This is a genomic window from Rothia sp. QJM3NY_36 (assembly GCF_056173115.1).
On the sequence record NZ_CM149658.1, the window covers coordinates 241,870 to 265,487 of the forward strand.

The window sequence follows — 23,618 nt, forward strand, 5'->3', positions numbered from 1 at the left end:
GTCGGCCGCGGCTCAGGCGGCGGCCCCGGGCACGGCGCGGCTCAGGCGCTGTGCCGCCCGGCGGGGATCCGGGCGAACTGGCGGATGACCCGCTCCGGGCCGTCCGTGCACATCCCGCGCACGCCCCACGCGGCGAGCTTGCGGGAGCGGCCCCGATCGTTCACCGTCCAGGTGTTCACGCCCAGGCCCTCCGCGTGCAGCAACCGCACGGTGGCCCGGCTCAGGTCCCGGTGGTGCGGGTGCACCCACGTCGCCCCGGTGCTGCGCACCGCCTCGCGCCACTCGGAGCGTCGGCTCCACGGGGCCATCTGCAGCGGCTCGAACAGGCAGGCCGTGGCGTAGCCGGGGGCTGCCCGGTGGAACGCGGCCAGCAGCTCATGGTTGAAGCTGGAGACGATCACCTCCCGCTCCGGCGCCAGCCGATCCAGGTGCTCGGTCACGGTCTCCAGGAACCGGGTGGTGCGCCGCGGCGTCGGATCGGACAGCTTCAGCTCCAGATTCAGATTCAGCCCGCGGACCTCGGCCAGCTCGATCAGCTCGCCCAGCTGAGGCACCCGCTGCCCCGCGTGCGCGGAGGAGAACCAGGAGCCGGCGTCGATCCCGGCCAGATCCGTGCGGATCAGCTCGGCCACCGGCCCGACGGCGTCGGTGGTGCGCTCCAGCGTCGCGTCGTGGATGAGCACGGCGGTGCCATCGCCCAGCAGGTCGACGTCCGTCTCGATCCAGCCGAAGCCGGCGTCCGCGGCGGCGCGGAAGGCCGCCATCGTGTTCTCGGGTGCTCTGGCACTGTGCCCGCGGTGGGCGATCAGGAAGCTCACGGCTCCATCCCAACAGGTCGCATCGACGGCAGGGTGAACGGCGGGGGAACCGCTCGGGAACCCCCACCCTATGCGCATCCGCCGTGATAAACCGGAGGGATGGACACTTTCGTGAAGAACACCACGGGACGCGCCGCCGACTGGGAGGCCGCGGGGCTGGACTGGCTGGCCCGCGCCGAGCCGGACGGCGGGGTGCGCATCTGCCGGGTCCTGGGTCGGCCCGACGGCGGGCTCGAGCTGGAGCGGATCCGGGAGGCCGCGCCGTCGAAGTCCGTGGCCGGGGCCTTCGGCCAGGCGCTCGCGGTGACCCACGATGCCGGAGCCCCGGCCTTCGGCGCCGGTCCCGACGGCTGGGAGGGGGACGGCTACCAGGGGCCCGCCGGTCAGCAGCTGGACCTGCGCCTGGGCTCGTGGGGCTCCTGGGGCGAGTTCTGCGCCGCCGCCCGGGTGGCGCCGCTGGTGCGCGCGGGGAGGTTCGGGGCGGATGAGCGGGCGCTGTTCGGGAAGCTGTGCGATCGCCTGCGTGCCGGGGACTTCGATGACGACGACGCCCCGGCCCGCTGCCACGGGGACCTGTGGTCCGGGAACGTGCTGTGGACCGAGGACGAGGTGGTGCTCATCGACCCGACCGCCTTCGGCGGGCACCGCGAATCCGACCTCGCGGCGCTGTCCCTGTTCGGCGCGCCGCATCTGCGCGAGATCATCGCGGGGTACCAGCAGGTCCATCCGCTGCAGGAGGGCTGGGAGGACCGGGTGGCCCTGCACCAGATCCACCTGATGCTCCTGCACGCCGTGCTCTTCGGCGGCGGCTACGTGACCCGCGCCCTGGAGATCGCCCGCCGCTACGCCTGAGCGGGGCTCCGCGCCCGTTCGGGCGCGTCCCTCCCGCGACCCGGCGCGTTTGTTCCCGATTTTCGACTTTTCGGGTACGAGAGCGCTGGCTCGGTGGGGCGCGGGAACGAGAGCGCCGGGTCGGTGAGCTGATGGGCACGGGGGCGCCGGGTCGGTGGGGGTGAGGGTGTCTCGAGCGCAAGGGGTGGGTACGGGAGTGCCGGGTCGATGCAGGAGGAGGGCGTCGGGAGTGCGGGTCCTCGAAGAAGGGGAAGCGCTGGGGCAACTTCTGTTGCACAATGGGAAACGACGCAGATCACATCCTCGTCGTCGAAAGGCAGCAGCATCCCATGACGGACCAGCACCCCGCTGAAGACCCCACCGAAACCACCGGATCCATCGGAACCCCCACCCCCGCCGCGAGCTTCTCCGCTCGTCCCCGGCGGGTCACCACCACGGCCTCGGACGGGCGGCAGATCCTCGGCCCGGTGGACGCCGCGCAGGTGCCTCGCTGGGCCGGGAGCGGGACCTTCGCCCGGCTGCCTCGCCTGGACGAGGTGGAGCACGCCGACGTCGTCGTCGCCGGGATGCCGTGGGACACCGGCGTCTCCTACCGGCCCGGCGCCCGCTTCGGCGCCAACCACGTGCGGGAGTCCTCGCGGCTGCTGCGGCCCTTCAACCCGGCGCAGTCCCACTCGCCCTTCGCTGGGGTGCAGGTGGCCGACGCCGGGGACATCATCGGCAATCCCTTCGACATCGAGGAGGCGCTGGCCGCGATGCAGGCCGGAGCCCGGGAGCTCACCGAAGACGGGACGCGCCTGGTCACCATCGGCGGGGACCACACCATCGCCCTGCCGAACCTGCGCAACCTGGCCGAGCGCCACGGGAAGATCGCGCTGCTGCACTTCGACGCGCACCTGGACACCTGGGACACCTACTTCGGCGCCGAGTACACCCACGGCACCCCCTTCCGCCGGGCCTTCGAGGAGGACCTGCTGGACACGGAGGCCCTGTGCCACGTGGGCACCCGCGGCCCGCTGTACGGCACCGAGGACCTGGATGACGACGCCCGCTTCGGCTTCGGCATCGTCTCCTCGGCGGACATCTACCGGCTCGGGGTGGACCGGGTCGTGCAGATCCTGCGCGAGCGGATCGGGGACCGTCCGCTGTACGTCTCCCTGGACATCGACGTGCTGGACCCCGCCCACGCCCCGGGCACCGGCACCCCCGAGGCCGGCGGGGCCACCTCCCGGGAGATCCTGGAGATCCTGCGGGGCCTGCGCGGGCTGAACCTGGTAGGTGCGGAGGTCGTGGAGGTCGCCCCGGCCTACGACCACGCCGAGATCACCGGCATCGCCGCCGCCCACATCGTCTACGAGTTCATCACCCTGCTCTCGCTCGGCGCGGGGGCCGACGCCGGCTCCCCGGTTTACGGGGAGGCCGACGCCGTCTACGGCGCTCGCCCCGGACGGGCCCGGCGCGACGAGGTTCGGGTGGTGCCCGTGGCCGACGTCGCCGGAACCCCCGACACCACCGGCCGGAAGGAGGCCTGAGGTGCCGAGCATCCAGGAGCTGATGGAGGGCGCCACCGGCGCCGACGCGCGGCTGATGCGCGGCTTCGCCGAGCGCGCCGGAGGCTTCCGTCCCTCGGCGGTGCGCGACGTCTTCGAGGTCGCGATGCGCCCCGGCATCGTCTCCCTGGCCGGGGGCAACCCGGACCTGGAGCTGCTGCCGCTGCAGGAGCTGGGGGAGATGGCTTCGCGGATCATCGCGGAGGAGGGTCTGGAGGTCCTGCAGTACGGCTCGGGGGCGGGGTATGAGCCGCTGATCGAGTTGGTCACCGAGTTCATGCGCTCGGAGGGCTCGCACCCGCGGGTCGAGGAGATCCAGATGACCGCGGGCTCCCAGATGGGTCTGGACCTGGTGACCAAGCTGTTCTGCGATCCGGGCGACGTCATCCTCGCGGAGGGCCCCACGTACACGGGGGCGCTGGGGGTGTTCGAGGGCTACCAGGTGGATGTGCGCCAGGTGCCCCTGGACGAGGACGGCCTGGATCCGGCCGCCGTCGAGACCCGCATCCGGGAGCTGAAGGAGCAGGGCAAGCGCGTCAAGCTGCTCTACACGATCCCGAACTTCCAGAACCCCACCGGGGTGACGCTGGCGCAGGATCGCCGGGCCGAGCTAGTGCGGGTCTGCCGGGAGCAGGACGTGCTGGTGGTGGAGGACAACCCGTACGGTCAGCTGTCCTTCTCCGGTGAGCGCCTGCCGTCCCTGCACTCCTACGACCCGGAGGCCGTGATCTACCTGGGGTCCTTCTCCAAGGTGTTCTCCCCGGGGGTGCGCGTGGGCTGGATGGTCGCGCCGCCGCGGGTGCGCAAGTTCCTGCAGATCGCGGGGGAGGCGGTGACGATCTGCCCGTCGGTGCTCTCCCAGCGCCTGGTCCTGGGGTTCATGGGGCAGGGGCTGTGGGAGTCGCACACCCGCCGCACCGCCGCGCTGTACCGGGAGCGCTGCGACGCCGTGCTCACCGCGTGCCGCGAGCACATGCCGGCCGGCACCCGGTGGACGACGCCGACCGGCGGTTTCTTCACCTGGCTGACCCTGCCGGAGGGCGGCCGGTACGACGACGCCGCGCAGGCCCTGGCCCCGGCGATCGACAACGGCGTCGTGTTCGTCCCCGGCACGGCCTTCCACGATGACCCGACGATGGGTCGCACGCCCGGGACGGATCCGGCCGGGGGCGCGGTGGACGACGCCGGCACCCGCCCGGGCGCCCGGAACCTGCGCCTGGCCTTCTCCTCGGTGGCCCCGGACCGCCTGACCGAGGGGGTGCGGCGCCTGGCCGAGGTGCTCTGAGCCCGAGCGAGCCGATGCTTCAGCGCCAAGGCGGCGCATCCGTTCCCGAAAACTCCTTTCCGGGAACGGATGCGCCGCCTCGCGGCATCCGGCCCGCCAGACCGGGGCTACGGGCGTGCGCGCAGCCGCCGGGGGCGCAGCCGCACCGCGAGGCCGTGGGCGGTGAGCAGACCGAGGGTCATGGCCGCCAGGCTCAGGGCGGCCGTGGCCGCGTCCGTCGTCACGCTGAGCAGCAGATCCTGGCTCGGCCCGGTCACCAGGCCCATCAGCCCCGCCACGGTGCGGAACACGAACACGCCGGGAACGAGGGCCACGACCGCCGCGAAGCCGATCCCCGCGAAGGGCACGTGCCGGGTCAGCACCACGGGGGCCACCACCAGCCCGGCCACCAGGCAGGCGATGAAGTCACCCACCACGACGCCGGCGCCCACCGGCCCCAGCAGCACCCACCGCACCGCGTGGGCCGCGGCCCCGGCGAGCACCGCGTGCGGGATGTAGCGGGCCTGGAGGGAGAAGTAGACCGGATAGGACGCGGCGGCCGCCGCGGCCGCCGGCACGTCGATCCACCAGGCGACCGAGCGACCGGCCGCGTGGACCGGCAGCTGGGCCCCGCCGAGGGCCAGGCCCAGCAGCAGCCCGATGCTGATGCCGACCACGATCAGGGTGCCGAAGACCAGCCGGGCCCAGCCCAGGGTGATGCGCCGAGCCGCCAGATCCAGCATCCCGTTGAGCAGGTGCGGGCCGGGGACCAGGACCATCGCCGGGCAGACCGCGACCAGGCGGGCGTCGCTGGCGGTGCCCAGGTGCACGGTCAGCGCCCCGGCCAGTCCTGCGAGCAGCGCGGCGGCGAAGGCCTGGCCGATCGGCCCGACGCCGCGCCCACCCAGCCACCGCCGGATCACCGCGCCCAGCCCGGCGGCCACCGCCACCAGCACATAGGACACGGGCAGCCGGGCACCGAAGATCGCCGCGAGGGAGCAGGCGCCGGTGATGCAGGCCAGCGCGAAGATCGGCAGCGGGTAGGCAGGCGTCGACGCGGCGTCCTCGAGGCGCCGGGACAGCTCGCGGGCCGAGGGCTTCGGCTGCGCGCGCAGCTGCGCCATGGCGTTCACGACCACGCCCATGTGCACCCCGGTCGGGGAGCCGATCAGGCGCCGGTGGAGCCGGCCGTCCGGGGAGGCGAGCACGGAGCCGTCCCATTCGGGCAGCAGGCGCACCGGCACCTCCAGGCGACGGGAGAGATCCTCGACGGCCTGCACCGTCCCCGAGGTGGTGCTGCCGTGGGTGAGCATCAGCTGCGCGGCCTGCCCGACCACCCCCAGACGCTCCTCCCGGCTTTCCTGTTCGGGATCCGCGTTCATCCTCGCTCCTCCTTCCGCGGCCGGGTTCCCGGTCTGCGCCGGAGGTCGCTGATTCCATCCTGCGCTTCGCACCGGAGGCCGACAAAGCGGGACGCGCGCGGGCCGAGCATCCCGCGACGACGGGGTCCCGGCGTCGTCGGGCGGAGGGGGAGAACGCGTCCCGTATGCTGGGGCGCGATGAGCGAATCACAGGAGAGGGCCCGCGGCGGGCGGGGACGGGGTGCCCTGCGTGCCGCCGTTCAGCACTGGCAGGTGCTCGCGGCTCTCGGGCTGCTCGTCGTCGGCGCGGTGGGTCTGGCCGTCACCGACTACGTGCCCGCGGATGAGACCTGCACCGCTGCGGATTCCAGCCCCATTCCCGCGGATCTCGTGTCGGATCTGGAGGGCGCCTCCCGTGAGTCCGGCTTCCCCGTGCGGGTGCTGGCCGCGCAGCTGGACGCCGAGTCCGGCTGGAATCCGGACGCCCACTCGCACGCCGGGGCCATGGGCATCGCCCAGTTCACCCAGGACACCTGGGACATCTGGGGCGGGGACGGGGACCCGATGGACGAGCACGACGCGATCGCCGCGCAGGGCCGGTACATGAAGTACCTGCGCACCGAGCTGGCGGACCTGGCCGGAGACGACGAGGACGCCCTCATCCGCTACGCCCTGGCCGGGTACAACGCCGGACCCAACGCCGTGAAGGACGCGAAGGGCGTGCCGAACTACCCGGAGACCCGCAGCTACGTGGACAAGATCATGCGGCTGCAGCAGGAGAAGTACGCCCGCACCTGCGACGGCTGAGGCGATGCCGACGCGCGGCGCGCCCTCGCCCGGCGCGGTCGGCGATCAGCGGCGGACGATGACGGGCACCGAGGAGAACCCGGCCACGGGATAGACCTCGTTGGCGGTGGGCCCGGCCTCTTCGATCGCGGTCGTGGCTGCGAGCAGCTCCTCCACGAGCAGCCGCAGCTCCAGCCGGGCCAGGGGTGCGCCGGGGCAGGCGTGGATTCCGGTTCCGTACACCAGGTTCGCGGACTGATCGCGGTCCGGTCGGTACTGCGCGGCGTCGGGGAAGGCGGCTTCGTCCCTGTTGGCGGAGGTCCAGTTCAGGGTGACCCGTGCCCCGGCGGGCAGGCGCCGGCCACCCACCTCCACGGGGCGGGTGGTCACGCGCCGATTGCTCACCAGCGGGTCCCGCAGCCGCATGATCTCCTCCACGGCCGCGGGGATCTGCGTAGGATCGCTGCGCAGCCGCTCCTGCTCGCGGGGGTGGGAGGCGAGGAACTGCACCAGCACCCCGGCGCAGGCCGCGATGGTGGACAGCTCGCCCACGGTCCAGTTGCGGATGAGGCTGATCAGCTCGGGTTCGGTCATCGGGCGGGCGCCGTCCGGCAGCTCGACGACGTCGCGCATCAGCTGGGCGGTGACGTCGCGCGGGCGGCCCTCGGCATCGAGCCCGGCGGAGCCCGTCCGGTCGGCGAGCATCCGGCGGATCGTGCCGTCGAACTCCAGGGCCACCCGACCGATCTCCGCGCGGTCCCGGCGCAGCGTGGCCTCCCGGTTGCGCTGAACCCACGCGCTCAGCGGCTCCCGATACTCCTCCTCCCACCCCATGAAGGCGGCGGTGATGCGCAGGGCGTACTGGCGGGCGAACTCCCCGGCCGCGTCCACGCGGTGTCCGGCGGGCAGCTCGGCGATGAGCTCGCGGATCACGGTGCGCAGCACGGGTTCGGCGGCGGCCATGCGCTCGGGGGTGAAGTAGGCGTCGTTGATGCGGCGGAAGGCCGTGTGCTCGGGTCCGTCCAACCCGTTGGGCACCGCGACGTGCCGATCGGAGACGCGGTTGCTGAAGGTCTGCGGGTCCAGGGCCGCAGCGGCGACGTCGGCATGACTGAGCAGGGTGTACCCCAGGTAGTCGTCGTGGGCCACAGGGCAGTGGGCTCGCAGCGCGTCGTAGGCGGCGATCTGATCCTGTTGCACCTCGGGGGAACGGGGGTCCCAGTCGGCGGGAACGGTGGTGTCTTCCGGTCTGCGGACTGTCATGGATCCTCCCTGATCACGGCTGCCCCTCCAATCTAGTACGAACAATGCGCATTATCGGCCGTCACTGGTCCCCCGCGTAGGATGAGGCCCATGACCCACGAGCTGCCCTGGATCGTCTCCGTCGCCGACCTCGCCTCCCTGCAGCGCGCGGCCGAGAACGCCGCCGCCGAGAACGCCCGGCACCGGGCCGCCGCCCGCGAGGCGGCCCGCGCCCTGGAGAACCCCGAGCAGCTGACCGCCGAGCGGCTGCAGGAGCTGGAGGCCCAGCTGGCCGCCGAGGACGAGCGCCTGCGCACCGCGCCCATCGAGGGGCGTCCCGTACGCGTGGCGGACGTGCGCTGGTACCTGGACGGGCGCTCCGGGGAGGAGGCCTACGAGGCCGGGCACATCCCCGGGGCCGTGTTCGTGGACCTCGACTTCATGCTCGCCGCCCCCGCCTCCCCCGAGGAGGGACGGCACCCGCTGCCGATGGAGGAGCGCTTCGCCGCCGCGATGGAGATCAGCGGCATCGCAGAGGACACCCTGGTCATCGCCTACGACGACGCCTCCGGCGCCTCCGCCTCCCGGCTGGTCTGGTTGCTGCGGGCCACCGGCCACCAGGCCGCGGTGCTCGACGGCGGCCTGCCCGCCTGGGTGGCCGCCCACGGCGAGGACGCCCTGGAGGCCGGGCCGGATGAGACCGAGCCGGAGGAGTCCGGGGCCTTCGCCGCCGCACCCTTCGAGGACTCCTGGCTGGCCGACATCGACGAGACCCAGGAGACGGCGTCCTCGGGCGGCGTCGTGCTGGATGCCCGCGTCCCGCAGCGCTACCGCGGGGAGGAGGAGCCGGTGGATCCCCGTGCCGGGCACATCCCGGGCGCGCGGAATCTGTTCCACCGGGACCTGATCGACGAGCACGGGCTGTTCCGCACCCCGGAGCAGATCCGCGCGCGGCTGACCGAGGCCGGGGTGGACCCCGAAGCACAGGAGACGCCGATCGTGTACTGCGGCTCCGGGGTGACCGCCACCCACGAGATCGTGGCCCTGGCCAGCGCGGGGGTGCGGGCGCGACTGTACCCGGGCTCCTGGTCCCAGTATTCGGCCACGGACCGCCCCGCCGCCACCGACTGACCCTTCCGCCCGAGCCCGGCCTCTCGCGACCCGGCGCATCCGTACCCATGTCCCGCTCGGTCTTCCGCGAGGCGGCGCATCGGTTCCCGGTTTTCGCGTTTCTGGGAACGGATGCGCCGGCTCGGTGGAGGGGTGCGCCGCCGGAGCCTCACTCCACCCGGATCAGGCCGCGGGCGCCGCGCTCCATCTGCGCGAAGGAGTGGTTGACGAAGGTGTAGGTGCCGGGTTCCGTGAAGGTCAGCTCCACGAAGCCCCCCTGCGCGCTGGCCAGGTCCAGGGCCTGGGCCCGACCGCCGGTGCGCCCGAAGGCGTCGCGCTCCTCCAGCAGTCGGTACGCCCCCTCCTTGTACACGGTGGTGAACTGCCCGCCGACCACGTGGAAGCTCATCCCCAGGCTCGGCCCGGCCGCCAGGGTCCAGATCCGCACCCGCTGCCCGGTGCGCGCCTCCAGGGGCTCGGCGGCGTACTGGGTCGCGTGGCCGTTGAACATCGCGAGGGTCGGCACCCCGGTGGGCACTCGGGCCGGGTCCACCTCGGTGAGCTGCCGACCGGCGTCGTCCTTCCGGCCGGTGGTCTTCAGGTAGGTCTCGCTGTGCACCAGCAGGAACTCCCGATCCACCGTCGGCAGCTCGGGCGGGTCGACGACGACCGCCCCGAACATGCCCGCGGCGATGTGACTGGACATGGGCGCGGTGGAGCAGTGGTACAGCCAGATCCCGGCCCCGTGCGCGGTGAAGCGGTACTCCAGGGACTCCCCCGGGGCGATGGTGCGCATCGGCTGATCCGGGGCGATGTCCCCGGCATGGAAGTCCACCGAGTGGCCCATCGAGGCGCGGTTGACCAGGGTCACCTCGAAGGTGTCCCCGACCCGCCCGCGCAGGGTCGGTCCCATGAAATCCCCGTTGTACGTCCACGCGCGCAGCGCCACCCCGGGGGCCACCTCCAGGGTCTGCTCGGTGACGGTCAGGGTCACCCGGTGGATCACCCCGCCCGTCCCGTTCGGCTCCAGCCCGTCGACGGCGGCCGGGTCCAGCACCGCGGAGCGGGTGCGGTGATCCTTCCCCGGGGCGGCCTGCAGGTCCAGGGCCGGTTCGGTGCCCGCGCCCTGCCCGTCAGCGGACGAGTCCCCGCGCCCCGAGGACTCCTCGCCGGGGGAGGAGGCGCCGTCGGCGCGGATGCGCAGGGTCATGCCCATCTGCCGGTGCCCCGCGATCGAGCACCATCCGTCCACATCCTGGGTGATCACCCCGGCGTCCACCGACGCGGAGGCCCCCGGGTCCAGCCGCCCGGAGGTGGCTCCGCCGTCCAGGACGAGGTCGTGCACCGTGGTCTCATCCGCGTTGGTGACCTCCAGGATGAGCCGGTCCCCGGCGGGCACGGTGATCTCGGCCGGCTCGAAGCGCATCGCGGCGGTGGCCTTCACCGCCACCCGGGTGGTGTGCCCCGTGCCGGCCGGCTCCCGACCCAGCCCGTGCAGCGCCCGCTGCAGACCCGAGGGGTCCAGGGCCAGGCCCGCGGCCACGCCCAGCGCGGTCAGGCCCGCCCCGGCGAGGATCTCCCGCCGCGGGTGCGCGGGCGCGACGCCGTGATCCCGCCGGGGGCTCGGCGGGGACCCCGCGGCGTGGCCGGACGCCTCGGAGGCCGGGTCCGTCCGGGCGGCAGGCCCGGAGCCCGGCCGCGCCCACGGGGCCGACCCCGCCGCGGACCCGGGCTCCGCTCCAGGCTCGGAATCGCCCGGACGCCCCCGATCGGCTGTGGCCGCCCGGGCGACGATCATCGCCCGGCGGGCGGCCACCTGGGCGCGCACGGCGCGGATCATCAGGGGCAGGAAGGCCGCCAGGGCGAGGACTCCGAGGATCGAGGCGATGGCCCGCACCCAGGACCCGGTGAGCGCGGGCGGCAGGACGAACAGGATCAGGCACAGCTGCACCACGGTCACCCGCAGCCAGGACAGCCGGGTCAGCTCCCGGTTCCCGGCGCGCACCGCGGCGGGCCCTCCGCCCATGGTGGCCGGCAGCAGGTAGGTCATCGCCCCCAGCAGCACCTGCACCAGGAAGCCCGCGACGAACACCGGCGTCACCGGGGTCAGATCCAGACCCGCCCAGTCGGCGCGCAGCACGAGGATCCCGGTCCACACGGCACCCGCCAGCAGCCAGCAGATCCCGGCCAGCACGGACAGCCCGGCGTAGTCCCGCGGGGCACGGGTGCGGGCCACGCTCACCAGCCACCCCAGCAGCACCACAACACCCAGGGCGTAGGCGCCCAGGCCCGCGGCCGCCGTCGAGCGCCAGCCGACCGGGGCCGAGGTCGCGGCGCCCAGGACGCCGGCCAGCAGCAGCCCCAGCGCGAGACGCAGGCGCGGCAGGGAGCTCTGCGGCATCCGGGTGCGCAGGATCGTGGGCCACAGGGTCAGCAGGGTCCCGGTGACCGTGAGCCCGACGAAGCCCAGCACGTTCACCGCCTCGTGAGCCAGCTGGACCCGGGCGTGCCCGGCCGCGCTGAGATCGGCGACGCCGAGCACCGCCCCCAGCACCGCGCCCACCGGCAGCAGCCACGCCGCGGTGATGTACCACCGGACCGTGACCGCGAAGCGAGCCGGCAGGGCCGCGCGCAGCTGGCGCCCCAGGGAGGCGGCATGCCAGGCGACGGCCCCGCCCACCAGCACCGCCCCGCCGAGCACCGCCGGAACGTGCACGGCGGGGTACGGGGTGAGCACCATCCCCGCGATCAGGACGACGACGCCGAGGTTCAGCGTCCGGATCCGCCGCAGCTGGGCGGGGCGGGCGGAGTCCGGGAGGCGGTGCTTGAGCAGGGCCTCGGCGAAGTGCTGGGACCAGATCAGGATGGAGTTGGCGATCAGCCCCAGGGCCACGAGGTGCACCAGGGTCCATCGGGCCTCGGGCAGCCACCGGTGGAAGAGCACGGCGAACAGCAGCACGAGCATCCACACCGTGACCGGGCGGGAGGCTCGGCGGTGCCAGCTGGACCTGCCGCCGCCCGGGCGTCGTGCCTGCTGCTCGCCTCGCGTCCGGACCGTCACCGTCGTCGCGCCTCCCGGGGCCGTCATCGAATCATGCTTCTCCCATGCGAGTTTACCGGCCCGCGCGGTGGAGGCCGGGAGCGCAGACGCCGGGCAGGGAACCCCGGCCGGGAACCCGGGGCCAGCGGCTAGACTGGGCGCCCGTGAGATCCTTACCCGCCGTCGTCACCCTCGTCGCCGCCGCCATCCTGCAGGCGATGGGCATGTACCAGTACACCGGGGACACCATCGCCCTGTCCGGGCAGGTCTTCTTCCCGCTGCTGTTCGGGCTGATGGCGGTGTACTTGGCGTGGCGGACCAAGGACGCCCCGCGCTTCGGCGTCGTGCACGCGGTGCTGATGCTGCTGGGCTTCGCCGCCCTGGTGCTCACCGCGGTCGGGAACATCATGCGGGTCTACTCCCTGTACCCGTCCCCCTACCTGTACTACGCGGCCTTCGCGGTGCTGGTCGCGGAGCTGTTCTTCCGCATCCTCGGGATGCCCAAGAAGGCCCGTGACCCGCAGGCCGCCCCGCGGCGCACCCGTCGCCGTCGCCGTCCCGCCGGTCAGGGCCCGACCAACCTGGTCGCCCGCCCCAAGGACCGCCCCCGGGAGGACCTCGAGGACGACGCCGACGCCATCGCCCCCGCCGATGAGGACGACGCCGCTTCCGGAGGAGCCGGCCGGTCCTCCCGTCTCGCCCGGTGAGCGATGACCGCCCGGGGATGAACCGGGCCCGTCCGGGATCCACCCCGGCCGACGCGGACTCCGCGGGTCACCGGGACCGGCCGGCTCGCCCACCCGCCCGCGGGGGAGCCCTCGTCCTGCTGCGCGCCGCGGTGTGGGCCTTCGTCGCGTGGATGCTGTGGAGCCAGTTCTCCTCGGCGGTGTTCGGAGGGTCCGGGGATCTGAAGGTCTACCGGGAGGCCGCGCGCATCGTCGTCGGGGACCCGGGGGCCGCGCCCTCCCTGTACGGCGGGCCCATCTCCACGATCGGAGATTCCTCCCTCCCCTTCACCTACCCGCCGTTCGCGGCCCTGGTCATGGCGCCGCTGGCGTGGATCAGCTGGTTCTCGGGCTCCGTGCTTGTGGCGCTGCTGACCTTCGCGGTCGCGGCGTGCCTGGCGTGGGTCCTGGTGGCGTCGGTCAACCGCCGCGGCGTCCTCCTGCCCGGGCAGGCGAGCCTGGGGACGGCCGCGATCGTCGGGCTCGTGTTCGCCCTGATCTGCGCGAGCTCCCCGTGGCAGGACAACTTCGGCTTCGGCCAGATCAACCCGCTGCTGCTGGCGCTGGTGCTCGCGGACTTCCTGCGTCCGGGCACCCGGGTGCCGCGGGGAGTGCTCGTGGGGATCGCCGGCGGGCTGAAGCTCACCCCGCTGGCCTTCGGCCTGATCCTGCTGATGCGTCGGGATCTCAGGGGCCTGGCGACCCTCGCGGCGAGCTTCGCCGGGACCGTCGCCGTGGGATTCCTGCTGCTGCCCGAGGAGTCCGCGCAGTTCTGGGCCGGGGCCCTGTGGGACTCCTCCCGGGTCGGCGGGCTCGGCGATCTGCGCAACATCTCCGTGGAGGGGTGGCTCACGCACCTGCACCTCGCGGGGCCGGCGCTGAGCCTGCTGCGCGTCCTGCTGGTGCTGGTGCTGCTGGTGGCGACGTCGGCCCTGCTGCCGCTGCTGCACCGGAGGGGTCTGGTGCTCTCCGAGGTCTCCGTGACGGCGTTCCTGATGCTGCAGATCTCCCCGATCTCCTGGATCCACCACTTCGTGTGGCTGCCGGTGGCCGTGTTCGCGTGGGCGTGGGAGGTGCGCCCCAGCCTGTGGGGCGGGGTCTCCCGGGGCGCGCGGATCTGGCTGGACGCGGCCGCGTGGGTGGCCGGCGTCGGCTTCTTCATCGGTCCGCTGCTGCTGGGGCCGTGGGTCGCCGGGATGTTCGGCTGGGGCACCGGGGGAGCGGCGAGCACCCTGCCCGCCGCGGTCCTGTACGCGCTGGTGGTGGTCACCGCGGTGCATGCGGTGCGCGGCGAGCGGCACGGTACCCTGGCAGGGTGAGTTCCCCCGCCGCCTCGTCGAGTCCCCAGCCTTCCCGCCGAGACCGCGATGCCGCGGTTCCCGGGCCCTCGCGCGCCTGGCAGATCGGGGCGTGGGTCGTCGTCGTCGCGGTGGTGGGTGCGCAGCTGACGTACTCGATGCTGGTGGGCGGGCTGGACTTCTCCGTGTACCGCACGGGCGCTGCGACGATCTTCGGCAGCGACGGCGTGCGCGCGGACCTGTACGACCGGGATCTGGTGCCCCTGGGTGGGGGCTTCCTGCCGTTCACCTATCCGCCGTTCGCGGCGCTGATCCTGCTGCCCTTCGCCTTCATCCCGATGTGGCTGGGTCAGGCGATCATGCTGGCGTTCTCGGTGGCGGTGGCGTGGTGGTTCGCGGCCATCGTGTACGACTACGTCAACCACCGCGGCCGGCGGATCCCCTTCCAGGACAAGCTGGGCCGCACGACGACGATCGCCGTGCTCACCGCGGTCATCCTGCTCTCGGGGCCGTGGCGGCGCGGCATCGGGCTGGTGCAGATCAATCCGCTGATCATGCTGCTGGTGCTGGGGGATCTGCTGCGACCGGCCACCCGCCTGCCGCGCGGGTTCTTCATCGGGATCGCCGGGGGCATCAAGCTCACCCCGCTGGTCTTCGGGCTCATTCCGCTGATGCGCAAGGACGTGAAGGGCGTGCTGACCCTCGGGGCGTCCTTCCTGGGCACGATCGCCCTGGGCTTCCTCCTGCTGCCGCACCAGGCGGTGCAGTTCTGGACCTCGGCGGTCTCGGATCCCACCCGGGTGGGCAACATCAACTACCCGGACAACATCTCGGTGCAGGGCTGGCTGATGCACCTGACCCTGGAGGGGTACCATGCGCAGATGCCGACGGCGCTGCTGTCGGGGCTGCACTGGCTGCTGATCGCGGTGCTGCTGGTGGGCACGGCCGCGGTGATCCCGGTGCTGGATCGGCGGGGGATGCGGCTGTCGGTGATCGGCCTGACGGCGTTCCTGATGCTGGAGATGTCCCCGATCTCCTGGTCCCACCACAACACGTGGCTGCCGCTGATCGTGGCGGCCTTCCTGGTGGACGCGCTGCCGTGGGCCTTCCGCGAGCGGGACTGGCGCCGCACCGCCGCGCAGGTGCTGGCGTGGGCGGCCTTCGTCGGCCTGTACTACTCGCCGCTGTGGCTGGCGGCCACGGTGGCCGGAACCACCGAGAACCTGGACTACGTCTCCCGTCCTGCCCAGATCGCGGCGGGCCTGCCGATGCTCGCCCACTACCTGCTGGTCCTGCTGTGGATCACCCAGATCTGGCGCCACCGCCACGACCCCCTGCCCGCCGGGAAATGATCTCCGGGATCTGTGGAGCGGTTGGCGGGTTGTGGAGCGGTGTAGCCACTCCCTAAGTTGCCAACCACTCCACAGACGGGAGTTGGCCGGGGGTTATCCACAGATTTCCGACGTCGGCTCCCCGCGTCCTGTTCCCGGGGGGACAGTGGTCCCATGGACAGGAAGCGCCTCATCACCGCCGATGACCTGCACCTCGTCTCCCGGATGCGCCGCGAGGGAGAATCCGAACACCCGCTGCGCCGCGGGGACTGGGTGAAGGTCTGGCGCGGCTGCTATCTGGACCGCGAGCACTGGGTACGGCTCACCCCGGAGCGCCGGGCCCTGGCCAGGCATCTCGCCTACGCCAGCGTGAGCACCGGGCCGATCACCTTCTCCAGGACCTCAGCGGCCCTGGCCTGGGGGCTGCACCTGTCTCCTGTGCCCGAGGAGATCCACATCTGCGGCGATCCCCGCCCGAACCCGTCGTCGCCGCTGGTCAAGGGGCATCTGCTGCGCGGGCTCTCCGAGGATCGGCAGATCACCGATCTGGGGCTGCCGGTGACCTCTCTGCAGACCACGGCCGTGGAGTGCGCGCGCAGTCTGGACGCGCTTCCCGCCCTGGTGATCTTGGATCAGATCCTGGCCCGCGGGGTGCAGAGGGCCGCCATCGAGCGGGAACTCACCCACTCCCCGGGGAGGCATGGGAACCGCCGTGGACTGGCTGTCCTGGGACGGGCCGACGGGCTGGCCGGGTCCGTGGCGGAGACCATCGCTCGGTTCCGCATCGCGGAGGCGGGCATGCCGCTGCCGCAGCTGCAGGTCAGGGTGAACACCGCCAGCGGGAGGTTCTTCCTGGACATGGCCTGGCCGGAGCTGATGCTCGCCCTGGAGATCGACGGTTCCCTCAAGTACACCGACTACGGCCCGGCTCCGGAGGTCATCGTGAAGGAGAGATCCAGGGAGAAGGCCATCCAGAACCTCGGATGGTTCATCCTGCGGGCCGGGTGGCCTCAGCTGCACAGCGGCTGGCCGCAGTTCCGACGGATCCTCGGGGAGGCTATCCTGGTCCGCCAGCTGGAGCGCGGCCTGCCGCCGTGGACCGCTCCGAGCAGGTGATCGGTGATCTGCGAAGTGGTTGGCGGGTTATGGAGCGGCTACATCACTCCACAACCCGCCAACCACTCCACAAACGGGTTATTGAGCCGTGAAGGGGGCGATCTCCACCCCGGCCTCCTGGAGGGCGCCCCGCACCGCCCGGGCGATCCCGACGGCGTCGGGGGTGTCCCCGTGCACGCACACGGACTCCGCGCCCAGCCGCACCGGGGTGCCGTCCACGGCCTGGACCACGCCCTCGGACACCATCCGGAGCACGCGGGCAGCGATCTGCTCCGGGTCGTGCAGCACCGCGCCCGCCTCCCGGCGCGGCACCAGGGAGCCGTCCGGCAGGTAGCCCCGATCCGCGAAGGCCTCGCGCACCGGGCGCAGCCCCGCGGCTTGAGCCTCCTCCTCGATCACCGATCCCGGCAGCACCAGGATCCCCGCGCCCGGCAGGGCCGTCGCCACCCCCTCGGCCACCGCGGCGGCCTGCCCCCGCTCCCGGGCGATGACGTTGTACAGCGCCCCGTGCGGCTTCACATAGGAGACCTGCGCGCCCTCCGCCCGGGCGATCGCCTGCAGCGCCCCGATCTGCCAGATCACCGCATCCACCAGCTCGTGATGGGCCATCTCCAGGCGGCGTCGGCCGAAGCCCTGCAGATCCGGGTAGGCCACGTGCGCCCCGATCGCGGTTCCGTGCTCGACGGCGGCCCGGCAGGTCGCCCGCGCCACCGACGGGTCCCCGGCGTGGAAGCCGCAGGCCACGTTCAGCGAGGAGGCCAGCCCGGCCATCGCCGCGTCGTCGCCCATGGTCCAGGAGCCGAAGGACTCCCCGGAATCCGAGTTCAGATCGATCCGCGGCGCGGCCCCCGGCCCCCGGTCTCCGACGCCGGTCACCAGATGCTCACCCGCTCCTGCGGATCCAGCCAAAGCTCATCCTCCGGCCCCACCTCGAAGGCGTCGTAGAAGGCGTCGATGTTGCGCACGATCCCGTTGCACCGGAACTCCGCGGGGGAGTGCGGGTCCATCGAGAGGTACATCCGCAGGGTCTGCGGGCGGGCCTTGGAGCGCCACACCCGCGCGTAGGCGACGAACAGCCGCTGCAGCGCGGTCTGCCCGTCCACCACCGGCGCGGAGTCGAAGTCCAGCCCCTGCTCGGCCAGGGCCCGGCGGTAGGCCTTCAGTGCGATGCCCAGACCGCCCAGGTCGCCGATGTTCTCCCCGAGGGTCAGCTCCCCGTTGACGGCGTCCCGCTCCGGGTCCAGCCCCTCCGGGACGTACCCGCTGTACTGGCGCACCAGCTCGCCGGTGCGCTTGTCGAACTCCGCCCGGTCCTGCGCGGTCCACCAGTCGTTGAGGTTGCCGTCGCCGTCGTACTTGGAGCCCTGATCGTCGAAGCCGTGCCCGATCTCGTGGCCGATCACCGCACCGATCGCCCCGAAGTTCACGGCGTCGTCGGCGTCCATGTCGAAGAACGGGGGACGCAGGATCGCGGCGGGGAACGCGATCTCGTTCATCAGCGGGTGGTAGTAGGCGTTGACCGTCTGCGGGGTCATCGCCCACTCGTCGCGGTTGATCGGCTGACCCAGCTTGCCCAGCTCGTACTCGTGCTCGAAGCGCGAGCCGCGCCGCACGTTCTCCAGCAGATCATCATCCATGCTCAGCCCGGAGTAGTCCCGCCAGGAATCCGGGTAGCCGATCTTGGGGGTGAACTTGTCCAGCTTGTCCAGGGCGCGCTCGCGGGTGGCCTCGGTCATCCAGTCCAGCGAGGAGATGGACTCGCGGTAGGCCTCGATCAGGTGCTGGACCAGCTGGAGCATCCGCTGCTTGTGCTCCGGCGGGAAGTGCCGGGCCACGTACTCCTGCCCCACCTCCTCGCCCAGCAGGGCCTCCACCAGGCCGACGCCGCGCTTCCAGCGGTCCCGGATCTGCTCGGTGCCGGTGAGGGTCTTGGAGTAGAACTCGAAGTTCTCCTGCACGATCTGCGTCCCGAGGAAGGGGGCGCGGGCGTGGATCAGGCGCCACACGGCCCACAGCCGCCAGTCCTCCAGGTCCTCCGAGACCCACAGCCGGGCCAGGCCCTCGAGGGCGGAGGGCTGGCCCACGATGACCTTCGCGAAGCCTTCGGGGGTGCCCCCGATGCCCTCGATCCACCGGGTCCAGGGGAAGCCGGGGAAGGCCTGATCCAGCTGGTCGAAGGAGTGCGGGTTGTAGCGCTTGTTGGCGTCGCGCAGGGTCACCTGGTCCCAGTGGTGGGAGGCGATCTTCTCCTCGAGGGCGTACACCCGGGCGGCGGCGTCGGCCGGGGTGGTGCCGAAGCGCTCGGCGGTCCCGGTCAGCGCGAACATCCGCTCCAGGTGCGCCCGGTAGGCCTCCCGGATCTGGGCGTGCTTGTCCTCGAAGAAGTAGTCCCGGTCCGGCAGGCCGATCCCGGACTGGGTGAGGTTCGGGACGTAGCGGGTGGCGTCCTTGGCGTCGTTGGCCACGTACAGGCCCACGGGCCCGCCGACGCCGGAGGCCTCCAGCGCGGCCAGGGCCAGCACCAGCCCGTCCCGGTCCTCGGCCTGTTCCAGCAGCGCCAGGTCCGGTTCCAGCGGGTCTGTGCCGGCGGCTTCGATGCTCTGCTCGTCCATGAAGGAGTTGTACAGCCGCCCGATGCGCGAATCCGGGTCGCGCCGGCCGATCTCGGTGATGATGTCCCGGACCTGCTCCTCGGCGAGGTCGCGCAGGTGGTGGAAGGCGCCGTCGATGCCGCGGTCGGCGGGGATCTCATGGGCGGCGATCCAGGGGCCGTTGACGTGGCGGTAGAAGTCATCGCCCGGGCGGATCGAGGGGTCGAAGGTCAGCTCGGGGGCTGTGGTGTCGGTGCTCTGCGTCATACGCACCAAGGTAATGTGTGCGCTCGCACCCTCGCACCCGGGTTCACCCACCGCGTGGCGCACCCCGGCGACGGTGTCGCCCCGATCGCGCATGTGACGCCGCCTGACGCCGGGTTGAGCGGGTCTGTTCGGGTGAGGCGAGCCTGACTAGACTGGCGAGGCGATGCCCACGGGGCCGCGCTCCAGCCGGGAGTCCGCGCCCCTCGCGGTCGACCGAAAGGAAACAACGCTTTGTCTCAAGACCAGCGCCCCCTGCGCGTGGCCGTCATCGGGGCCGGCCCCGCCGGGATCTACGCCGCGGACCTGCTGTCCCGCTCCGAGGCCGTCGCCGAGGGGCAGGTGCGCGTCAGCATCGACATCTTCGACCGCTACCCCGCCCCCTTCGGCCTGATCCGCTACGGCGTGGCCCCGGATCACCCCCGCATCAAGGGCATCGTGAACTCCCTGCACAAGATCATGGAGAATCCGGACATCCGGTTCTTCGGCAACGTCGAGTACGGCACGGACCTGACCCTGGCGCAGCTGCGCGAGCACTACGACGCCGTCATCTTCGCCACCGGCGCCTTCTACGACGCATCCCTGCACATCCCCGGCATCGAGCTGGACGGCTCCTACGGCGCGGCGGACTTCGTCGCCTGGTACGACGGGCATCCGGATGTGCCGCGTGAGTGGCCGCTGCGGGCGAAGGAGATCGCGGTGCTGGGCAACGGCAACGTGGCCCTGGATGTGGCGCGGGTGCTGTCCAAGCACGCCGAGGACCTGCTGACCACCGAGATCCCCGAAAACGTCTACGCCGGGCTGAAGGATTCCCCGGTCACCGATGTGCACGTCTTCGGCCGCCGTGGGCCGGCCCAGATGAAGTTCACCCCGCTGGAGCTGCGGGAGCTGGCCAAGTCCCGGGACGTGGACATCGTGCTGCACGAGGAGGACCTCCAGTACGACGACGCCTCCCGCGCCGCGATCGAGTCCAACAACCAGATCAAGGCCCTGATCAAGACCATCGACAAGTGGAAGGCCGAGCAGGCCGAGCGCACCGAGCACGCCTCCCGGCGCCTGCACCTGCACTTCCTGCAGTCCCCGGCGGAGATCGTGGGGGATGCGGACGGGAAGGTCGCCGCGATCCGCATGGAGCGCAACGAGCTGGACGGCGCCGGCGGCATCCGGCCCACCGGCGAGATCCTGGAGTACCCGGTGCAGGCCGTGTACCGGGCCATCGGCTACTTCGGCTCCGAGCTGCCGGAGATCGGCTTCGACCGCACCCGCGGGGTCATCACCAACGTGGAGGGCCGGGTGGTGGACGAGACCGAGACGCCGGTGCCGGGGCTGTACGCGACGGGCTGGATCAAGCGCGGGCCCGTGGGGCTGATCGGCTCCACCAAGTCCGATGCCCTGGAGACCATCACGCACCTGCTCGAGGACCGCGCCTTCACTGCCGCGCACCCGGAGCCGGAGGCCGTGCCCGCCCTGCTGGACCGGGGCGGCGTCGAGTTCACCACGTGGGAGGGCTGGCACGCCCTGGACGCGCACGAGAAGGCGCTGGGCGCGGCCGCTCAGGATGCCGCCGGGAACCCGCGCCAGCGGGTGAAGGTCGTGGAGCGGGCGGAGATGGTGGACATCTCCCGCTCCGGGGCCTCGGCGGACGCCCGGGACTGAGCCCTCCCGCCGCGTCATCTCGGGCTGGCAGGGCCCCTGCCGGCTTAGACTGGAGGCATCGAGAACCCTCGTCTTCGCAGTCGCAAGGAGAGATGGAGATGACCGAGAACAACGGCGTTGGGCAGGATGGCAGCTTCGGTCGGGAGGCGGTGGCCCAGCGTGCCAGCTCCCCCTCGGCCGAGGAGCTGCGCGGGGAGATCATCGTCGGCATCGACGGCTCCGAGCAGAGCTTCGGCGCGCTGACCTGGGCGGTCGCGGAAGCCGAGCGGCGCGGGGCCGCGGTGCGCCTGGTCACCGCCTACTCCCTCCCGGTGTTCACCGGCTCCGGGTTCGACGCCGGATACTCCGTGGTGGATGAGAAGGCCCTGGAGGACGGGGTCGCCCAGATCCTCGACGAGGCCCGCTCCCGGGTCTCCGATGCGCAGGTCGAGCTGCGGGCCACGGTGGAGACCGGGGACGCCTCGACGATCCTCGTGGACTTCTCCGAGCATGCCGAGCTGGTGGTGGTCGGCTCCCGCACGGCCCGCGGCTTCATGGGCCGGCTGCTGGGCACGGTGTCCACCTCCCTGCCGGCCCGGGCGCACTGCCCCGTCGTCGTCGTGCCGCTGCCGTGGGCTCAGCAGGCCGGCAAGGATCCGCAGGTGCTGGCCCCGAGCCAGCGCGTGGTGGTCGGCTCGGACGGATCGGATCAGGCGCGCATCGCGATCCTCGAGGCCGCGGAGCAGGCTCAGCGCTATGGCGTCGGGCTGACCCTGGTCAACGCGCTGGCCCCGTACACGGGGGCGCTGAGCTGGGTGCCGGCGGCCGTGGACTTCGAGGCGATCTACCGCGAGGTCGCGGATCTGCAGGAGAAGGCCAAGGCGTGGATCCACGAGTACTACCCGGATCTGACGGTGGATGCCGAGCTGATCGACGGCTCTCCGGTGGAGGTGCTGCTGGAGGCCGGGCAGAAGGCGGATCTGACCGTGGTGGGCACCCGGGGTCGCGGCGGGCTGCGCGGGATCATCCTCGGCTCGGTGTCCCAGGGGGTGTTGCACAGCTCGGATCGGCCCGTGATGATCGTCCCGGATCGGGAGGACCCGCGGCTGGAGCAGGCCCCGGAGGCCTCCGTGGTCTGGGGCTGAGCTCAGCACCCGGCGGGGGCGGTGCGTGATTGGCGCGGTGCGCCCCGCCCCCGTATGCTGGTGTGTGCTTCGGCGCGGGTGGACCGCGCCGGTCCGGGCCCCCATCGTCTAGCGGCCTAGGACACCGCCCTTTCACGGCGGCGGCACGGGTTCGAATCCCGTTGGGGGTACTGCAGATCACACGAGAGTGGATTTGCCCGGCGAGAGGGGTTCCGGTAGGCTCTTCTCTCGTTGGAAAAAACAACGAGGCCCTGTAGCGCAGTTGGTTAGCGCGCCGCCCTGTCACGGCGGAGGTCGCGGGTTCAAGTCCCGTCAGGGTCGCTCAGGCGGCGTATTCCTCCCGGTCACACCGGGGGTGAGGCGCCGTCGCGGCATATCCGGTACAGGATGTGCCGAGGCTCTGTAGCTCAGTTGGTAGAGCGTACGACTGAAAATCGTAAGGTCACCGGATCGACGCCGGTCGGAGCCACCGAAGACCGCCCCGTAGGCTTCTATGCGGGGCGGTCTTCTCGCATCTCTGAGGGGTCTCTGGAGGGACGCAGTATGAGCGAGGGGACCGGGCGCCGGCCCGTCATCGGGATCATCACCAACCTGGAGGCCGTCGCCCACTACCAGTTCCCGGGCTACCCGCGGATCACCGTCAACGAGGACTACCCCCGCTCCGTCGCGGCGTCCGGCGGGGCGCCCTTCCTCATGGCGCCCTCCCCGGATCTGTCCGTGCTCCCGGCTCAGCTGGACGCCCTGGACGGGTTGATCCTGGCGGGCGGGGTGGACGTCGACCCGCAGCGCTACGGCCAGGATCCGCTGATCGGCTGCGGCCCGGTGGACCCGGTGCGCGACGCCTACGAGCTGGAGGCCCTGCGCTTGGCGGGAGACTCCGGGCTGCCGGTGTTCGCGATCTGCCGCGGCATGCAGCTGGTCAACGTGTTCTTCGGCGGAACCCTCGTCCAGGACCTGCGCTACGCCGGCACGACCCAGCAGCACAGCTCCACCGGCAACCCCGCCCTGGGGGTGCACGCGATCGACGTCGAGCCGGGCACGTTCCTGGCCGAGGCCCTGGCCGAGGCGCGCACCCAGGATCCGGGAGCCGCCGGAATGCGCCGCGTGGGGCAGCCTGGGACGGGCACCGACGGTGAGGCTGGAGACGACGGCGAGCACCCGGCGTCGGCCCTGGTCAACTCGTACCACCACCAGGTCATCGACCGGCTCGGGGAGGGTCTGCGGGTGTGCGCCCGCGCCCGGGACGGGGTGATCGAGGCGCTGGACTGCCCCGGGGATCGGATGGATCTGACCGCGGTGGAGTGGCACCCGGAGATGATGTCCCGCGAGGACGCGCTGGCCCAGGCCCTGTTCACCCGTTTCATCCGCCGCACCACCCCCAGCTGACCCCGCCCCGCCTCCCGGCTCCGATCCGAGGGTTTGGGAGGGGTTTCGGTGTGCGGGAGCCCCGAGGACGCTCCCGAACACCGAAACCCCTCCCCAACGGTTCC

The 23,618-nt window shown here is 72.3% G+C and carries 18 protein-coding genes and 3 tRNA genes; 15 read left to right on the forward strand and 6 right to left on the reverse strand.

The window, feature by feature from the left end; genetic code table 11:
- Window positions 1-41 precede the first annotated feature (41 nt).
- Window positions 42-818, reverse strand: a complete 777-nt coding sequence (locus AC0VXQ_RS01075) for a glycerophosphodiester phosphodiesterase family protein (RefSeq protein ID WP_058730452.1) — start codon at window positions 816-818, stop codon at window positions 42-44.
- 99 nt (window positions 819-917) lie between these two features.
- Here AC0VXQ_RS01075 and AC0VXQ_RS01080 point away from each other — a divergent pair, with 99 nt between their 5' ends.
- The 3 genes from AC0VXQ_RS01080 (at window position 918) to AC0VXQ_RS01090 (ending at window position 4,505) form a co-directional block, all read left to right on the forward strand.
- Window positions 918-1,670, forward strand: a complete 753-nt coding sequence (locus tag AC0VXQ_RS01080; RefSeq protein WP_061225563.1) for a fructosamine kinase family protein — start codon at window positions 918-920, stop codon at window positions 1,668-1,670.
- Between the two features lie 329 nt (window positions 1,671-1,999).
- Window positions 2,000-3,202: an agmatinase gene (gene speB / locus AC0VXQ_RS01085; protein ID WP_475528803.1), complete on the forward strand. Its 1,203-nt coding sequence runs from the start codon at window positions 2,000-2,002 to the stop codon at window positions 3,200-3,202.
- 1 nt (window position 3,203) lies between these two features.
- Window positions 3,204-4,505 (forward strand): aminotransferase-like domain-containing protein, encoded by a 1,302-nt coding sequence (locus AC0VXQ_RS01090; RefSeq protein ID WP_232238568.1) that lies wholly within the window; start codon window positions 3,204-3,206, stop codon window positions 4,503-4,505.
- Between the two features lie 107 nt (window positions 4,506-4,612).
- Here the strand turns inward: AC0VXQ_RS01090 and AC0VXQ_RS01095 are convergent, their stop codons facing one another.
- Window positions 4,613-5,866, reverse strand: coding sequence for a threonine/serine exporter family protein (locus tag AC0VXQ_RS01095; RefSeq protein WP_475528804.1), 1,254 nt, complete (start codon window positions 5,864-5,866; stop codon window positions 4,613-4,615).
- 177 nt (window positions 5,867-6,043) lie between these two features.
- On the opposite strand from AC0VXQ_RS01095, the gene AC0VXQ_RS01100 reads away from it, so the two are divergent.
- Complete coding sequence (locus AC0VXQ_RS01100) at window positions 6,044-6,652, forward strand: lytic transglycosylase domain-containing protein (protein ID WP_475528806.1); 609 nt, start codon at window positions 6,044-6,046, stop codon at window positions 6,650-6,652.
- Between the two features lie 45 nt (window positions 6,653-6,697).
- Here AC0VXQ_RS01100 and AC0VXQ_RS01105 read toward each other — a convergent pair whose 3' ends face one another.
- Window positions 6,698-7,894, reverse strand: coding sequence for a cytochrome P450 (locus AC0VXQ_RS01105; RefSeq protein ID WP_058730448.1), 1,197 nt, complete (start codon window positions 7,892-7,894; stop codon window positions 6,698-6,700).
- Window positions 7,895-7,984: 90 nt separating this feature from the next.
- Here AC0VXQ_RS01105 and AC0VXQ_RS01110 point away from each other — a divergent pair, with 90 nt between their 5' ends.
- Complete coding sequence (locus AC0VXQ_RS01110) at window positions 7,985-9,004, forward strand: sulfurtransferase (protein ID WP_475528809.1); 1,020 nt, start codon at window positions 7,985-7,987, stop codon at window positions 9,002-9,004.
- Between the two features lie 148 nt (window positions 9,005-9,152).
- Here the strand turns inward: AC0VXQ_RS01110 and AC0VXQ_RS01115 are convergent, their stop codons facing one another.
- Window positions 9,153-12,071 (reverse strand): multicopper oxidase domain-containing protein, encoded by a 2,919-nt coding sequence (locus AC0VXQ_RS01115; RefSeq protein WP_475528811.1) that lies wholly within the window; start codon window positions 12,069-12,071, stop codon window positions 9,153-9,155.
- Window positions 12,072-12,187: 116 nt separating this feature from the next.
- Here AC0VXQ_RS01115 and AC0VXQ_RS01120 point away from each other — a divergent pair, with 116 nt between their 5' ends.
- The 4 genes from AC0VXQ_RS01120 to AC0VXQ_RS01135 all read left to right on the forward strand — a co-directional run bounded on the left by AC0VXQ_RS01120 (window position 12,188) and on the right by AC0VXQ_RS01135 (window position 16,493).
- Window positions 12,188-12,730, forward strand: a complete 543-nt coding sequence (locus AC0VXQ_RS01120) for a hypothetical protein (protein WP_058730446.1) — start codon at window positions 12,188-12,190, stop codon at window positions 12,728-12,730.
- Window positions 12,727-14,067 (forward strand): glycosyltransferase 87 family protein, encoded by a 1,341-nt coding sequence (locus AC0VXQ_RS01125; RefSeq protein WP_058730445.1) that lies wholly within the window; start codon window positions 12,727-12,729, stop codon window positions 14,065-14,067. The genes AC0VXQ_RS01120 and AC0VXQ_RS01125 overlap by 4 nt, the downstream gene beginning before the upstream one ends.
- A complete protein-coding gene (locus tag AC0VXQ_RS01130; RefSeq protein ID WP_100463756.1) occupies window positions 14,064-15,398 on the forward strand; it encodes a glycosyltransferase 87 family protein in 1,335 nt (444 codons plus the stop codon). Before AC0VXQ_RS01125 ends, AC0VXQ_RS01130 begins: the two co-directional genes overlap by 4 nt.
- 153 nt (window positions 15,399-15,551) lie before the next feature.
- On the forward strand, window positions 15,552-16,493 hold the full coding sequence (locus tag AC0VXQ_RS01135) for a hypothetical protein (protein WP_058730443.1): 942 nt from the start codon (window positions 15,552-15,554) through the stop codon (window positions 16,491-16,493).
- Window positions 16,494-16,571: 78 nt separating this feature from the next.
- Here the strand turns inward: AC0VXQ_RS01135 and AC0VXQ_RS01140 are convergent, their stop codons facing one another.
- Both AC0VXQ_RS01140 and AC0VXQ_RS01145 read right to left on the reverse strand, forming a co-directional pair.
- Window positions 16,572-17,369, reverse strand: a complete 798-nt coding sequence (locus AC0VXQ_RS01140; RefSeq protein WP_081046025.1) for a LamB/YcsF family protein — start codon at window positions 17,367-17,369, stop codon at window positions 16,572-16,574.
- Window positions 17,366-19,351, reverse strand: a complete 1,986-nt coding sequence (locus AC0VXQ_RS01145; RefSeq protein ID WP_061225565.1) for a M13 family metallopeptidase — start codon at window positions 19,349-19,351, stop codon at window positions 17,366-17,368. Before AC0VXQ_RS01145 ends, AC0VXQ_RS01140 begins: the two co-directional genes overlap by 4 nt.
- Before the next feature lie 231 nt (window positions 19,352-19,582).
- On the opposite strand from AC0VXQ_RS01145, the gene AC0VXQ_RS01150 reads away from it, so the two are divergent.
- From AC0VXQ_RS01150 to AC0VXQ_RS01175, 6 genes are all read left to right on the forward strand, one after another.
- Window positions 19,583-21,004 carry an FAD-dependent oxidoreductase gene (locus tag AC0VXQ_RS01150; protein WP_475528815.1) on the forward strand — a complete coding sequence of 474 codons (1,422 nt, stop codon included), beginning with the start codon at window positions 19,583-19,585 and terminating at the stop codon, window positions 21,002-21,004.
- Between the two features lie 98 nt (window positions 21,005-21,102).
- The gene (locus AC0VXQ_RS01155) at window positions 21,103-22,128 is read left to right on the forward strand and encodes a universal stress protein (protein ID WP_475528817.1); all 1,026 of its coding nucleotides are present in this window, start codon (window positions 21,103-21,105) and stop codon (window positions 22,126-22,128) included.
- A gap of 97 nt (window positions 22,129-22,225) precedes the next feature.
- Window positions 22,226-22,298, forward strand: a tRNA-Glu gene (locus AC0VXQ_RS01160).
- A 77-nt stretch (window positions 22,299-22,375) separates the two neighbouring features.
- Window positions 22,376-22,449 (forward strand) — tRNA-Asp (locus AC0VXQ_RS01165).
- Between the two features lie 75 nt (window positions 22,450-22,524).
- Window positions 22,525-22,597: transfer RNA gene (locus AC0VXQ_RS01170), tRNA-Phe, on the forward strand.
- Window positions 22,598-22,671: 74 nt separating this feature from the next.
- A complete protein-coding gene (locus AC0VXQ_RS01175) occupies window positions 22,672-23,514 on the forward strand; it encodes a gamma-glutamyl-gamma-aminobutyrate hydrolase family protein (protein ID WP_061225567.1) in 843 nt (280 codons plus the stop codon).
- Window positions 23,515-23,618 lie beyond the last annotated feature (104 nt).

Coding starts and splice junctions, on each gene's coding strand:
- speB (WP_475528803.1), top strand. CDS start 2,000: ATGACGGACCAGCACCCCGCTGAAGACCCCACCGAAACCACCGGATCC.
- AC0VXQ_RS01155 (WP_475528817.1), top strand. CDS start 21,103: ATGACCGAGAACAACGGCGTTGGGCAGGATGGCAGCTTCGGTCGGGAG.
- AC0VXQ_RS01135 (WP_058730443.1), top strand. CDS start 15,552: ATGGACAGGAAGCGCCTCATCACCGCCGATGACCTGCACCTCGTCTCC.
- AC0VXQ_RS01175 (WP_061225567.1), top strand. CDS start 22,672: ATGAGCGAGGGGACCGGGCGCCGGCCCGTCATCGGGATCATCACCAAC.
- AC0VXQ_RS01145 (WP_061225565.1), bottom strand. CDS start 19,351: ATGACGCAGAGCACCGACACCACAGCCCCCGAGCTGACCTTCGACCCC.
- AC0VXQ_RS01105 (WP_058730448.1), bottom strand. CDS start 7,894: ATGACAGTCCGCAGACCGGAAGACACCACCGTTCCCGCCGACTGGGAC.
- AC0VXQ_RS01080 (WP_061225563.1), top strand. CDS start 918: ATGGACACTTTCGTGAAGAACACCACGGGACGCGCCGCCGACTGGGAG.
- AC0VXQ_RS01110 (WP_475528809.1), top strand. CDS start 7,985: ATGACCCACGAGCTGCCCTGGATCGTCTCCGTCGCCGACCTCGCCTCC.
- AC0VXQ_RS01115 (WP_475528811.1), bottom strand. CDS start 12,071: ATGACGGCCCCGGGAGGCGCGACGACGGTGACGGTCCGGACGCGAGGC.
- AC0VXQ_RS01100 (WP_475528806.1), top strand. CDS start 6,044: ATGAGCGAATCACAGGAGAGGGCCCGCGGCGGGCGGGGACGGGGTGCC.
- AC0VXQ_RS01095 (WP_475528804.1), bottom strand. CDS start 5,866: ATGAACGCGGATCCCGAACAGGAAAGCCGGGAGGAGCGTCTGGGGGTG.